13 protein-coding genes are annotated in these 12,606 nt (G+C 70.5%); 6 read left to right on the forward strand and 7 right to left on the reverse strand.

Annotated elements, in window-relative coordinates:
• Nucleotides 1–65 precede the first annotated feature (65 nt).
• Nucleotides 66–1,115, forward strand: a complete 1,050-nt coding sequence (locus OHA68_RS10995) for an aldo/keto reductase (RefSeq protein WP_189137965.1) — start codon at nt 66–68, stop codon at nt 1,113–1,115.
• Between the two features lie 165 nt (nt 1,116–1,280).
• Entirely contained in the window at nt 1,281–1,577 is a 297-nt protein-coding gene (locus tag OHA68_RS11000) for a hypothetical protein (RefSeq protein ID WP_327107536.1), read from the forward strand.
• Nucleotides 1,578–1,638: 61 nt separating this feature from the next.
• Here OHA68_RS11000 and OHA68_RS11005 read toward each other — a convergent pair whose 3' ends face one another.
• The 5 genes from OHA68_RS11005 to OHA68_RS11025 form a co-directional block, all read right to left on the reverse strand.
• Complete coding sequence (locus tag OHA68_RS11005) at nt 1,639–2,889, reverse strand: NAD(P)/FAD-dependent oxidoreductase (protein ID WP_327107537.1); 1,251 nt, start codon at nt 2,887–2,889, stop codon at nt 1,639–1,641.
• Nucleotides 2,890–3,027: 138 nt separating this feature from the next.
• On the reverse strand, nt 3,028–4,560 hold the full coding sequence (locus OHA68_RS11010; RefSeq protein ID WP_327107538.1) for a PucR family transcriptional regulator: 1,533 nt from the start codon (nt 4,558–4,560) through the stop codon (nt 3,028–3,030).
• 112 nt (nt 4,561–4,672) lie between these two features.
• On the reverse strand, nt 4,673–5,149 hold the full coding sequence (locus tag OHA68_RS11015) for a hypothetical protein (protein ID WP_189137961.1): 477 nt from the start codon (nt 5,147–5,149) through the stop codon (nt 4,673–4,675).
• A gap of 152 nt (nt 5,150–5,301) precedes the next feature.
• Nucleotides 5,302–6,537, reverse strand: coding sequence for an AI-2E family transporter (locus OHA68_RS11020; RefSeq protein WP_327107539.1), 1,236 nt, complete (start codon nt 6,535–6,537; stop codon nt 5,302–5,304).
• A 120-nt stretch (nt 6,538–6,657) separates the two neighbouring features.
• Complete coding sequence (locus OHA68_RS11025) at nt 6,658–6,825, reverse strand: hypothetical protein (RefSeq protein ID WP_327107540.1); 168 nt, start codon at nt 6,823–6,825, stop codon at nt 6,658–6,660.
• Nucleotides 6,826–7,075: 250 nt separating this feature from the next.
• Between OHA68_RS11025 and OHA68_RS11030 the strand changes: the two genes are divergently transcribed.
• Complete coding sequence (locus tag OHA68_RS11030; protein WP_327107541.1) at nt 7,076–8,275, forward strand: sensor histidine kinase; 1,200 nt, start codon at nt 7,076–7,078, stop codon at nt 8,273–8,275.
• Between the two features lie 22 nt (nt 8,276–8,297).
• Nucleotides 8,298–8,942, forward strand: coding sequence for a response regulator transcription factor (locus OHA68_RS11035; protein WP_327107543.1), 645 nt, complete (start codon nt 8,298–8,300; stop codon nt 8,940–8,942).
• 9 nt (nt 8,943–8,951) lie between these two features.
• Here OHA68_RS11035 and OHA68_RS11040 read toward each other — a convergent pair whose 3' ends face one another.
• Together OHA68_RS11040 and OHA68_RS11045 are read right to left on the reverse strand one after the other, a co-directional pair.
• Complete coding sequence (locus tag OHA68_RS11040) at nt 8,952–10,124, reverse strand: zinc-dependent alcohol dehydrogenase (protein WP_327107544.1); 1,173 nt, start codon at nt 10,122–10,124, stop codon at nt 8,952–8,954.
• On the reverse strand, nt 10,121–10,540 hold the full coding sequence (locus tag OHA68_RS11045; RefSeq protein ID WP_327107545.1) for a hypothetical protein: 420 nt from the start codon (nt 10,538–10,540) through the stop codon (nt 10,121–10,123). Before OHA68_RS11045 ends, OHA68_RS11040 begins: the two co-directional genes overlap by 4 nt.
• 114 nt (nt 10,541–10,654) lie before the next feature.
• Between OHA68_RS11045 and OHA68_RS11050 the strand changes: the two genes are divergently transcribed.
• Nucleotides 10,655–11,611, forward strand: a complete 957-nt coding sequence (locus OHA68_RS11050) for an NAD-dependent epimerase/dehydratase family protein (protein WP_327107546.1) — start codon at nt 10,655–10,657, stop codon at nt 11,609–11,611.
• 106 nt (nt 11,612–11,717) lie between these two features.
• The gene (locus tag OHA68_RS11055; protein ID WP_327107547.1) at nt 11,718–12,539 is read left to right on the forward strand and encodes an SAM-dependent methyltransferase; all 822 of its coding nucleotides are present in this window, start codon (nt 11,718–11,720) and stop codon (nt 12,537–12,539) included.
• Nucleotides 12,540–12,606 lie beyond the last annotated feature (67 nt).

Below are 12,606 nucleotides of genomic sequence, written 5' to 3' on the forward strand. Positions count from 1 at the left end.
TTTGACCTGGAGCGGGGTCCACGCTCTACGGTGCGGATCACGTACCGAGTCTTAGGAGGGTGGCCATGCGCTACCGCGCTCTTGGCGGCACCGGCATCGAGGTGAGCGTCCACTGCCTGGGCACGATGATGCTGGGCGCCGTGGGGAACCCGGATCACGACGACTGCGTCCGCATCATCCACGCCGCGCTCGACCAGGGGATCAACTTCGTCGACACCGCCGACATGTACTCGGCGGGCGAATCCGAGGAGATCGTCGGCAAGGCGCTGCGGGGGCGCAGGAACGATGTCGTGCTCGCCACGAAGGTGCACTTCCCGATGGGAGAGGGGCCCAATCGGGGCGGCAACTCGCGGCGCTGGATCGTGCAGGAGGTCGAGGAGAGCCTCAAGCGGCTGCGGACCGACTGGATCGACCTCTACCAGGTGCATCGGCCGGACCGCTCGACCGACGTCGAGGAGACGCTGTCGGTGCTGGGCGATCTGGTGCGGCAGGGCAAGATCCGCGCGTTCGGCTGCTCGACCTTCCCGGCCGAGCAGATCGTCGACTCCCACTACGTGGCCGAGCGCCGCGCACTGCCGCGATTCCGTACGGAACAGCCTCCGTACTCCTTGCTGGCCCGTGGCGTCGAGGCGTCGGTGCTGCCGGTGTGCGAGCGCTGGGGGATGGGCGTGCTGACCTGGGGGCCGCTGGCCTCGGGGTTCCTGTCCGGCCGCTATCGCAAGGGCGTGGACGGCGACCTGTCCCGTGGTCGGGCCCTGCTCAACCCGGCCCGGTTCGACCCCACGATCCCGGAGAACCAGGTCAAGCTGGAGGTGGCGGACCGGCTCGCCGAGCTGGCCGGGCAACTGGGCCGGACGCTGCCGGAGCTCGCGGTGGCCTTCCCGCTCGCGCATCGTGCGGTCACCTCGGTGATCATCGGGCCGCGGACGATGGAGCAGCTTGACGGGCTGTTGAAAGGCGCTTCCTTGACTCTTGACGACGAGACACTGGACCGGATCGACGAGATCGTCCCGCCGGGGACGAACCTGTACCAGCCGGACGGCGCCTGGCGTCCCCCCGCGCTGGCCGATCCGGCTCTGCGGCGTCGCCCTCTCGCGGACCGGGCCGCGGTCTGACTCCGCGCGAAGCGAGGACGGTTCGCCCTACCGGGTCGTGACGAGGATTTGACCATTGTGCGCCATGCAGTTCCTGCGGGACGGTGGCCCTTGCCGCGAGCATGACTACGCAACGTAACGACTCGCGGCATCGGGTGACCGGCGCCGCCTCACACGGAGGTAATCATGCTCAAGCGCACCCTTGTCATGCTCGCCACCCCCGGCCTGATCGCCGGTGGTCTCATCTTCTCCGCGGGCACCGCCTCGGCCGCCGCGACGCCGCCGATCGAGTGCAAGCTGTACTCCATCAACGACACCTCGATCGCCAGCTGCCGTTACTCCCGTGAGTACCAGCACTGGATCCGCTGCGAGAACGACAACACCACCGCGGAACTGACCGAGAAGTTCAACGGCAAGCGTAACCACCTGTCCTGCCCGGCTGACTACGACCTGGTCGACCACGCGATCGGCGCCGCTATCTGACGCAGGCAGCATCGTCGCCGCCACCTCGATGAGGTGGCGGCGACCGCGTTTTCCGAGCTGGTCAGCGGGTGGGATCGAACTCCCGCAGCGCCGCCGAGAGCTTGCCGGTCGTGATCCGCTCGGCGAGCATGCGGCCGGTGGCCGGGCCGTGGGTGAACCCCCACATGCCATGGCCACCGGCGACGTAGACGCCGGGCACGGCCGTGGCGCCGACCAGCGGCTTGCCGTCGGGGGTGACGGGGCGCGGGCCGACCCAGGTGTCGGTGCGCTCCTCCCAGGAGACGCCGGACAGCAGCGGCCGCGCGGACGAGATGATCGCCTCGACCCGCCGCTGGTAGAGCGGGGCGTCGGCGTCGCGGAACTCCATCGTGCCGGCCACCCGCAGCTTGCCCTGGTACGGCGTGCACGCCACCCGGACGGCCGGCAGGTAGATCGGGCCGGGCACGGGCTCGTCCGTCGGCACGGTGAAGGAGTAACCCCGCCCGGCGCGCACCGGCGTCCGGACGCCCCACCGCTTGCCGAGCTGGTTCAGCCAGGCGCCGGTGGCCAGGACGACGGCGTCGGCCCTGAGCGACTCCCCGGTGTCGGACACGACCGTGTGCCCGCCGGCCTCGGCGCGTACACCGCTCACCCGGAAACCGGCGCGGATCGTGGCGCCGCGCGCGGTGACGGCACCGGCCAGCGACTCGGTGAACGCGCCGGGGTCGACGTAGCGCTGACCGTCCAGCCGGATGCCCGCCCGCGCCCCGGACGAGAGCTGGGGCGCCTGCTCGCGCAGCGCCTCGCCCTCAAGGGCGGCGTAGCGGATCTCCAGCCCGGAGTCGTTGATCCGCCGCAGCTCGTGCAGGAGCGACACCGCCTGCCGTGCGTTCGCGAACGCCGCCATGATCGGGGCGTCGTGGGTGGGCGCTTCGACACCGTTGGCGGCGAGCACGTCGAAGGCCTCCAGGGCCTCCTCGTTGAAGGGCATGTTGGCCTGTACGGCGCGGCCCCAGTCCGTCCAGTTGCAGTGCAGCGCGAACCGGGCCAGGAACGACCACAGGCCCACGTCCGGAGTGGCCGGCACGTGCAGCGGGGCGTCCCGGTCGAGCAGCGAGCGCAGGCCGTAGCGCAGGACGCCGGGCTCGTTCAGCGGGATGGCGAGGCCGGGCGAGAGCCAGCCCGCGTTGCCCCAGGACGCGCCGGCGGCCACGCCGTCGCGGTCCACCACGGTCACGTCCACGCCGCGCTCCTGGAGGAACCAGGCGGTGGACAGGCCCACCACACCGGCACCGATCACCACGGCCGTACGCGGTCCACCGTCGATAGCCATCGCCACTTCTCCGCTCTTATGACGCGCGTTACCCGTAAGGGACTTATCGCCCTTTTCGTCTTCTAGGACGAGCATCACCCGTACGAGGGGGAAAGGAGCTGTGGGCGGCGGACAACCGAGAGATCCACCTTTGTCCTGCTACGACAAGCCCTGATCGACCGCCAGTGCGATGATCATCGCGAGCCGCTTCTCCGGGGCGTCGAGGCGCAGGGTGGTGATCGTGCCCATCTTGCGCAGCCGGTAGCGGACCGTGTTCGGGTGCAGGCCCAGGCGGGCCGCCGCCTCGCCCAGCTCGCCCTGCGCCTCCAGCCAGGCCCGCAACGTCTCGATGTAACGGGTGCCGTGCTCGGCGTCATGCCTGGTCAGATCGGCCACCGGGCCACGCGCCGGGGTGCGGCCCGCCGAGGCGGCGGCCCGCAGCCGCTGCAGCAGGATCTCGTCCCACGACTCGTCGTAGACCACCGGCTGGGCGCCGCCGCCCGGCCTGGCCGCGCGCAGGGCCAGGCTCTCGTCCGCCTCCTGCCGGCCCGCCGCGAGCTGCGCGGGCGCCGCCGGGCCGCCCACTCCGGCGAACACCGTCACCTGCCGGGGCAGCACGTTCACGATCCCGGCCAGCCAGTCGCGGGCCGGGGTGACGTCGTTGCCGCAGGGCAGCACCGTGTACAGGGTGTTGCCGAACAGCGCGCTGCGCCCCGGCCGCGACCAGCCGAAGCCCGTGGTGGCACGCTCGAAGGCGAGCAGGATCGCCGCGTGCCGCTCCTCGCCGATGTGCGCCTGCAGCGCGATCACCCGGAACTGGCCACCGGGCAGCCCGAGCCGGCTGACCAGCGCCGGCGCGTCGGCGGTGCCCTCCAGAAGCTGGATGACCAGGTCGGACTCCACCTGCCGCTCCAGGTCGGCGCTGACCCGCGAGCGCAGCAGGTGCAGCGCCACCGCCCTGGCGCCGTCGCTCAGGACGGTCCGGGCCGTGCCGGTCAGCGGACGCTCGCACTCCACCCAGATCGACCCCAGCAGCTCCCGCCCGGCACGCACCGCCACCACCATCCGGCCGCGCAGCCCGTGCTCCGGCGCGGGCTCCACGAACAGCGGCTCCTCCGAGGTCGCCAGATGCGCGAAGACGCCCCGGCTCTCCAGCAGCCGGCGCATGCCCTCCGGCACCCGGCGGCCCAGGATCGTCTCCAGCCGCACCGGGTCGGCCGCCTGCTGGGAGCCGGAGTAGGCCAGCACCCGCGACATCTGGTCCTCGATGGTCACCGGAGAGGCGAGCTCCCCGGCCAGGGTGTCGGCGAAGGAGAACAGGTCGGTCGGTCCCCGCCCCGCCTCGGTCTCCCGCCCTTCCAGCACCAGGCCGTACACCACGCCGAACAGCTGGCTCCAGGACACCTCGGGATCCACCAGCAGGACGGCGAGCCCGCCGTCGCGGGCGCTGGCATCGAGCGGCGCGCCCTCGCGCACCAGCACCACCGCGGCCCGCGCCGCCCGCGCCAGCCGCACCGCCTCGTCCGCCGACTCCACGCCCACCGGCAGGAACACGTCGCCGCTCGCGGGCCTGGGGTCGGCCGGATCGTGGACGACCACGCTGCGGAGCTCTACCTGCCGGGACACGGGGGCGGTGAGCAGCCGGGCGCCGTAGCCGCCGAGCACGTTCACCAACCGATCCAGCTTCAGCATGCGCCGCGCCCCATCTGCCCCTGTCCTGGCGATACGTCGCAGCGTACAGGCAGGTTGACCATGGGAAAGGCCCCGGCATCGGGTAGGGATGCCGGGGCCGGTGAAGCAGGTGTCAGCCGCAGTTGGCGAACTTGCCGCGCCTGCCGTGGGCCAGGGCGTAGTCGACGCGGGTGTCGGTGGTGAAGCCCTCGAAGTCGACGCACTGGCCCTTGCCGTAGCCGATGGCGGCGGCGTACTGCTTGTACTTCTTGGCGGTCAGCTTGCCCGGATCCCGGTAGGCGCCACCGCCCTGGACGTGCAGGATCGCCTGCGTGTAGGTGGGCGTGCCGGCGAAAATGGTCTTGATCGCGGCGACGCAGTTCTTCTGCAGCGACCTGTTCCACATCAGATAGACATAGCCGTAGACGGTCTTGCCGTCCTTCATGGCCCGCTTGTTGTCGCGCACGTGGACCCAGCCGCCGCGCCCGGACTCCTTGGCGCAGGCCGCCTCAGGGGAGTAGGCGGCCGCGAGGGCGGGGGCGGGATGCACGAGGACCGTGCCGGCACTCAGCATCGCGGCGAGGGCGAGAGCCTTGGCAGGCTTGCGCACGTGTTCGTCCTTTCGAAAGGCGGTCAAGAAAGCCTCATGACCGACACCATGACAGCGAGTCGGCGTCATCAGGCCCGCGCCATGCTCTCACACCAGAGATCCCTTTGCGGGTATTTAAGCGCCCAGAATCCGATATTTCCGGATGGGTCGGCTTAGAGGCGGGGAGTTTGTTGCTGAGTGTCCGCTGGGGCTCCCCCGGGCCCTTCCTGGGGTTTCTCCACGAGGTTCTCCGCCGGCTCTTCCCCGGGCACTTCCCCGGGCTTTTCCTCCGGTTTTTCCTCGGGCGGTGTCAGGGTGGGCTGGATCGCGTGGCGGGTGCCGAACGTGTCGAGGACCGAGAGGAGCATCGCCACCACGGGGATGGCCAGCAGCGCGCCGACCGGGCCGAAGAGCAGCGCGCCCATGATCGCCGCCGCGAAGGAGACACCCGGGTGGATGTTGACGGAGCGGGCGCTGATGCGCGGCTCGAACGTCAGGTTCTCCACCTGCTGGTAGACCACCGCCCAGATCAGCGCCGCCACCCCGATCCAGGGCGTGGGCGAGGCCAGGCCGACCACCACCGGCAGCGCGATCGCGATGTAGGTGCCGATCGTCGGCACGAACTGGGCGACCACGCCGGTCCACACACCCAGTGCCAGCCAGGACGGCATGCCGATCAGCAGGAACACCAGCGCGGAGGTGCCGCCGTTGATGGCGGCCAGGATGAGCCGCGCCGCGACGTACCCACCGGTCTTCACCGTGGACAGGTCCCAGATGCTGAGGAAGACCTGCTGGAAGCGGCCGGACAGGAGGCCCGCGATCCAGCGGCGGGCGCGGGGACCGTCGGCCGAGAGGTAGAAGGTCAGCAGGATGAGGGCGAAGGCGTTGAACACCACTCCGGCCACGGTGCCGACCAGGCCGAGCAGGCCGCCCAGGACGTCCTGGGCGTAGCCGGCGGCATCCTGGGGAGTCAGCCTGATCGACTCCAAGATGCTCGAAATTTCGTACTTTGTACCGAACTGTGTGTTGATCCACTGCGTGACGGCGGTCACCACGTCCGGCAGCGACGCCACGAGCAGCGCCACCTGCTGCAGGAAGAGCTGCCCGAACAGGACGAAAAAGATCGCTCCCACGATGCTCATGGCGGCCATCACCAGCGCCGTGGCCACGCCGCGCCGCATGCGCGAGGCCAAACGCGCCACCGCCGGCTCCATCGCCAGCGACAGGAACCAGGCCATCACCACCACGAGCAGGAACGATCCAGCGGCGGTCAGCACGAAGTTCAGGAAGTACACCAGCACGACCATGGCCGCGACGGCGAACCCCACCCGCCATACGTTCGAAGGCGACAGCACCACCTGCACCGGCGGCGACGTCACGGGTGGTTGGCCCTCACTCGGCGCCGCCATGGCCTCTCCTTCTTCGGGGGGAACGCGTGCCACAGTGGCGAGCTTCCCCCGGAACCCCCAGTATCACCTGGGTTCACAGAAAACAGATCAGCCTGATGACGGTCCTCGCACGGTGATCGGCTACTCGAAATCGTCTGGGTTGAGCTCCTTCAGCCGCTTGAACTCGTAATCAGCCGCGGTGTCGAACTTCCCCGGGCCGCCCGGATGCGGCGACGTCTCCTCCTCCGCCGGTGGCGCCTTGGTCGCGGCCTCGCCCTGCTCGGTCTCCTGCTCCCGCCGGATGCTCATCGTGTCCCCCCATCGTTGCCTCAAAAGGGAAAACCCCTGGTCAGGATCCCCTCCCCGGAGGTTTCGCGGTCAAACCGCAGGCTGAAACCTCGGGGCGCACCGGTGGCCGCGACGCCGGCCGCCGGCCTCCGCAGGTCGACGGCGACCCGTCACGGCAGGTGGGCCGAGGGCTCTGGTAGCTGAAAGCCCACCCGTGAACTCCCGATGGCCTCACTGCGGACGAAGCCCCCGGCTCCATAACGTCTGGGACATGTACCACTCACAGGCCATGTCGGCGCTGCGCGACTCCCCCGGCAGATACATGTTCACCCGCTGGCCCTGGAGGTCCGCCGCCTATCTGGCGTTCGGCGCCGTGTTCTGGTGGCTGAGCCTGATGAGCTCGGTCCTCGTCCTCCCGCTGCCCTACTGGGCGCACGCGCTGGCCAGGGCCGAGCGCCGGTTGGTGCGACTGGCCGGGTTCCGGCCGATTCCCGGCCCGCCGGCGAGGTCCGGACTCCCCGGCCTGCACGAGCTGCGGCTCTGGCGGGAGGTCGCGTTCACGCTGGTGCACATCCTGTTCGGCCTGATCTCCTTCATGGCTCTGATCATCACCGCCACCCTGATCTTCGCGGGGATCGTGGCGGTGTTCGTGCTGGCGGGTGTGGAGACGTCTCTGATGCGGGAGCCATCGGGGGCCCCGGCCCTGGTGGTGCTGAGTGCCGTGCTCGTCATCGTCTCGCCGTACCTGTTCACGCTGCTGGCCTACGGTCAGGGAGCACTGGCCACGGCGCTGCTCTCGCCCCGGATGGAGGAGTTGCAGAGCCAGGTGGTGTCGCTGGCCAGGGCCAACATCGCCGAGCTCGAACGGTTCGAGAGCGAGCGGCAGCGGATCGAGCGTGACCTGCACGACGGCACCCAGCAGCACCTCGCCACCGCCACGATGCGCCTGGGCATGCTGGAGCTGGAGTTGCGCGACGCGCTCCGGCCGGGACCTGAGCAGAGCTCGGTGCTGGAGTCGCTGGAGGCGGTCAGGCGGGAGACCGAGCTGGGGCTGGACACGCTGCGCGACATCGTGCACGGGCTGCGGCCCCGCACGCTGATCGACGACGGACTCGGCACGGCTCTGCGCGAACTGGCGCGCCGGGTGCCCGTACGGATCACGGTCGACGCCGAGGGGGTCGGACGCTTCGCACTGCCGGTGGAGTCGTCGCTGTACTACATCGCCAGCGAGGCGGTCACCAACGCGATCAAGCACGCGCAGCCGGACCACATCCACATCGAGCTGGCCGAGTCACTGGATCGGATCATGCTGACGGTGTCGGATGACGGCCTCGGCGGCGCCGATCCGGTGCACGGCACCGGCATGGTCGGCATGTACGAGCGGGCCTCCCTGCTGTCGGGCGAGCTCATCTTCGACAGTCCGCCGGGCGGCCCGACCCGAATCTTGGTCGATATCCCCCGCCCTCGCTAACCCCATGTCGCACAATGTCAGCATGAGGGTGGTGATCGCCGAAGACGCGGCTCTGATGCGGGAAGGGTTGATCGCGCTGCTGCAGCGCTTCGGCCACGAGGTGGTGCGCGCCGTGGCGGACGCCGACGCCCTGCTCGAAGCCGTCGCCGCCGACCTGCCCGACATCGTGATCACAGATGTACGGATGCCGCCCCGCAACCAGGATGACGGCCTGCGAGCGGCGGTGGCGATCCGCTCCCGGCACCCGGGAATCGGCGTCCTGGTGCTGTCGCAGTATCTCGGCGACGCCTACGCCGCCCAGCTCATCGCCCCGGGCGGCGGCGGGGCCGGGTATCTCCTGAAGGACCGCGTCGGCAGGGTCGCCGACTTCATGCACTCGCTCGACATCATCGCGGGCGGCGGCGTCGTCGTCGACCCCAAGGTCGTCCAGCATCTGATGGCCGCCCAGCGTCCGCATGCGATCGACACGCTCAGCGCCCGCGAGCGGGAGGTCCTGGGCCGGATGGCGACCGGCGAGACCAACGGCCGCATCGCCGCCGGGCTGCAGGTCACCGAGGGCGCGGTGGTCAAGCACATCGGCAACATCTTCGCCAAGCTCGGCCTGCAGCCGGAGGACGGCAACCGGCGGATCCTGGCGGTCCTCAGCTATCTGCGCGCGGCGCAGTGACCCTCGTGGTCAGACCGCGGGCTGGAACACGGCCCGTACGCATCCGTCCTGCTTGTGTTTGAACAGCTCGTAGCCCCTGGGACCGTCCTCCAGGCTCATCGGGTGGGTCAGCAGGTGCGAGGCGTCGAGCTCGCCGCGCGCCATCCGCTCCAGGATCATCGGGATGTACCGGTGGCCGTGCTGCTGGGCGCCGCGCATCGTCAGGCCCTTGTTCATCAGCGCGCCCATCGGGAACTTGTCGACCAGCCCGAGATAGACGCCCAGAACCGCGACGATGCCTCCCTTACGGCAGGCGTGGACGGCCTGGCGCAGCGGCAGGCCGCGGTCGGTCTGCAGGCGCAGCGCCTGCTTGGCCCGGTCGTAGGCGTACTGGGCGCCAGTGCCGTGGCCCTCCATGCCGACGGCCTCGACGCACTTGTCGGGCCCGCGCCCACCGGTCAGCTCCTTGAGCGCGTCCAGGACGTCGGTCCGCTCGTAGTCGAGCGTGGTCGCGCCGAGGCGCTCGGCCATGGCGAGCCGTTCGGGAAAGCGGTCGATGGCGATCACCTGCTCGGCGCCCATCTGGATCGCGGCCGTGGCCGCCATCTGGCCCACGCCGCCGCAGCCCCACACCGCCACCACGTCGCCGGGCCGTACCTCTGCCAGGTCCGCGCCCATCCACCCGGTGGGCACCGCGTCGGAGGCGAACACCGCGGAGGCGTCGGCGACCTCGTCGGGGACAGGGAAAGCGTTGACGTCGGCGAAGGGCACCCGGATGTACTCGGCGTGGCTGCCGGCGAAGCCGCCGAGGGCGTGGGAGTAGCCGAAGATGCCCGCCGTGGCGTGGCCGTTCAGCTTCTCCAGGAAGCCGGGGTCGGGGTTGCTGTTGTCGCACAGGGAGTAGAGCTGGGCGGCGCAGTAGTGGCAGCGGCCGCAGCCGATGATGGAGCAGACCGTCACCCGCTCGCCGACCCGCCGCTCGCGCACGTCCGGCCCGATCTCGATGATCTCGCCGACGAACTCGTGGCCGATCACGTCACCGGCCATCATCGTCGGCACGTACCCGTCGAGCAGATGCAGGTCGGAGCCGCACACCGAGCTGGCGGTGACCTTGACGAGCGCGTCCTGGCGGTTCAGCAGCCCGGGGTCGGGCACGTCCTGCACGCTCACCTCGTTGATCCCCGACCAGCACAGCGCCCTCATCGCGTTCCCCTTCTCATCAGCTGCCTCATCACCGGGATGCCGACCTGGCCGAGCGGGGTGCGGTGGCCCTCCGGCTGGCCGTCCACCCGCAGCACCTCGCCGGTCTCCAGGAGTTGCTTAAGTGCCCGTACCCGCTCTCTGATCTCGCCGTCGTCGGTGCGCACCGCGATCTGACTGCCGCGCCCGCCAGGGGCGGGGGTGATGCGGACCTCGTGGTGTTCGGCGAGCCAGGCGAGCAGGTCGGGGCGCTCGGCGCCGGTCAGCGCGGCGGGCGCGGTGGTGACGGTGACGGCGTACCACCCGGACGGGCGCGGCCGGGGCGGGCGCCCGGCCAGCGCGCGGGTGGCGGCCGCCGCGCCCGCGCCGAGCGCGACGCCGGCGACCACGGCGCCGATCAAGCCTCTGGTACGTCTCATGCCCCGCAGCTGCCCCAGCCCGTTGGTACGTCTCATGTCCCGCGGCTGCCCGAGCCCGCCATAGGCAAACCGCGGGGGTTGCCGAGCGCCGGTACGGGCGGACAAGCTGGACGCATGCGAGTAGTGGTGATCGGCGCCAGCGGGCACATCGGCACTTATCTGGTTCCCCGGCTGGTGGCGGCGGGGCACGACGTGGTCGCGGTGAGCCGCGGCAAGCGCGAGCCCTACAGCCCGCACGGAGCCTGGCGGCAGGTCACCACGGTGATCGCGGACCGCGAGGCGGAGGAGGCCGACGGCGTCTTCGGCAGGCGGATCGCCGAGCTGGAGGCCGACGTGGTCATCGACCTGATCTGCTTCGAGGAGGCCAGTGCGCGCGAGCTCGTCACCGCCCTGACCGGCCGGGTCCGCCACTTCCTGCACTGCGGCACGGTGTGGGTGCACGGCCCCAGCGGCCAGGTCCCGACGACGGAGGACCGGCCGCGCCGGCCGTTCGGCGACTACGGCGTCAAGAAGGCGGCCATCGAGGCCTATCTGCTGGAGCGGGCGCACCGGGACGGCTTCCCGGCCACGATCATTCATCCGGGTCACATCACCGGTCCCGGCTGGGTGCCGGTGAATCCGGCGGGCAACGTCAACCCGGCCGTGTTCCAGACTCTGGCCGACGGCGAGGAGCTGGTCCTGCCGAACCTCGGCCTGGAGACCGTGCAGCACGTGCACGCCGACGACGTGGCGCGGATCTTCATGGACGCGCTGGCCAGCCGGGCCACGGCCGTCGGCGAGAGCTTCCACTCGGTCGCCACCACGGCGCTGTCGCTGCGGGGTTACGCCGAGGCGGTGGCGGGCTGGTTCGGGCGGGAGGCGCGGCTGGCGTTCCTGCCGTGGGAGCGGTGGCGGACCACCGTGCCGGCGGAGGACGCCGAGATCACCTGGGATCACATCGCGCACAGCCCGCACTGCGGCATGGCCAAGGCCGAGCGGCTGCTGGGTCACCGGCCTCGGCACACCTCGCTGGAGGCCATCGCCGAGGCGGTGGACCGGCTGATCGTGAACGGGGTGATCCGACGGCCGTGACCTGCGACGACCCGCCTCGCGAATTGGTCCCATTTATCGGACAGTAAGCACACATAGCGGATGTAGTAGTTGCTAACGTTTTACCTGCTACCCCAGGAGGTGACCAATGAGTGAGGCGTCCCAGCGACCGTCCGCGCGCGTGTCGGCCAGCACTCCAAGCGTCGCCCGCATGAACGACTACTTCGTGGGCGGCAAGGACAACTTCGCTGTCGACCGGGACATCGCGGACCAGGTTCTCGCGCTCGCCCCCGAGGCCAAGGCCATGGGCGAGTACGTCGAGGCCTTCCGCGAGCGGGCCGTCCGGCACCTCGCCAGGCAGGGAGTCAGGCAGTTCGTGAACATCGGCGTGGGGCTGCCGACCGAGCGCAACGTGCACTCCATCGCGCAGTCGATCGCGCCCGAGTCCCAGGTGATCTACGTCGCCGACGACCCGGTCGCGCTCAACCACTCCCGCGCCCTGCTGGCCACCAACGAGCGGACCGGGGTGGTCGAAGGGGACATCCTCCACCCGGACGAGCTGGTCGCCGACCCTGTCATGCGGCGGCTCATCGACTTCGAGCAGCCGGTGGCCGTACTCATCTTCGGTGGCACCCTGCAGTACATCCCCGACGACGAGAAGCCGCAGGAGAAGGTGGCCCGGCTGCGCGACCTGCTCGCCCCGGGCAGTCATCTCGGCCTCACCCACGCCGTCTTCGACAACCGGCCGGACATCCGCGACGCGATCAGCGACATCTTCCGCAAGGCCCTCGGACGCCCCACGGGCGCCCCGCGCGACCGCGAGCAGGCGCTGCGCTTCTTCGACGGCCTGGAGCTGGTGGAGCCGGGCTTCGTCTACGTCCGCCAGTGGCGCAACGACGCGTACATCTCCCACTCCGAGATCGAGCGAGCCTGGGTCATGGCCGGCGTCGCCCGCAAGCCCCACGCCTGAATCCCCATTTATGCCGTGATGGGGTGAACCCTCTGCACGGATGGGTCGAACCCTCGGCACCTGGTGA

Source organism: Nonomuraea glycinis (genome assembly GCF_035920485.1).
In the GTDB taxonomy this organism is placed as follows: domain Bacteria; phylum Actinomycetota; class Actinomycetes; order Streptosporangiales; family Streptosporangiaceae; genus Nonomuraea; species Nonomuraea glycinis.

Bases quoted from the DNA above. Each gene is read 5' to 3' on its own strand.
- OHA68_RS11035 (WP_327107543.1), top strand. From the start codon at position 8,298: ATGAGGGTGGTGATCGCCGAAGACGCGGCTCTGATGCGGGAAGGGTTG.
- OHA68_RS11025 (WP_327107540.1), bottom strand. From the start codon at position 6,825: ATGAGCATCCGGCGGGAGCAGGAGACCGAGCAGGGCGAGGCCGCGACC.
- OHA68_RS11010 (WP_327107538.1), bottom strand. From the start codon at position 4,560: ATGCTGAAGCTGGATCGGTTGGTGAACGTGCTCGGCGGCTACGGCGCC.
- OHA68_RS11045 (WP_327107545.1), bottom strand. From the start codon at position 10,540: ATGAGACGTACCAGAGGCTTGATCGGCGCCGTGGTCGCCGGCGTCGCG.
- OHA68_RS11055 (WP_327107547.1), top strand. From the start codon at position 11,718: ATGAGTGAGGCGTCCCAGCGACCGTCCGCGCGCGTGTCGGCCAGCACT.
- OHA68_RS11005 (WP_327107537.1), bottom strand. From the start codon at position 2,889: ATGGCTATCGACGGTGGACCGCGTACGGCCGTGGTGATCGGTGCCGGT.
- OHA68_RS10995 (WP_189137965.1), top strand. From the start codon at position 66: ATGCGCTACCGCGCTCTTGGCGGCACCGGCATCGAGGTGAGCGTCCAC.
- OHA68_RS11020 (WP_327107539.1), bottom strand. From the start codon at position 6,537: ATGGCGGCGCCGAGTGAGGGCCAACCACCCGTGACGTCGCCGCCGGTG.
- OHA68_RS11030 (WP_327107541.1), top strand. From the start codon at position 7,076: ATGTACCACTCACAGGCCATGTCGGCGCTGCGCGACTCCCCCGGCAGA.
- OHA68_RS11050 (WP_327107546.1), top strand. From the start codon at position 10,655: ATGCGAGTAGTGGTGATCGGCGCCAGCGGGCACATCGGCACTTATCTG.
- OHA68_RS11000 (WP_327107536.1), top strand. From the start codon at position 1,281: ATGCTCAAGCGCACCCTTGTCATGCTCGCCACCCCCGGCCTGATCGCC.
- OHA68_RS11040 (WP_327107544.1), bottom strand. From the start codon at position 10,124: ATGAGGGCGCTGTGCTGGTCGGGGATCAACGAGGTGAGCGTGCAGGAC.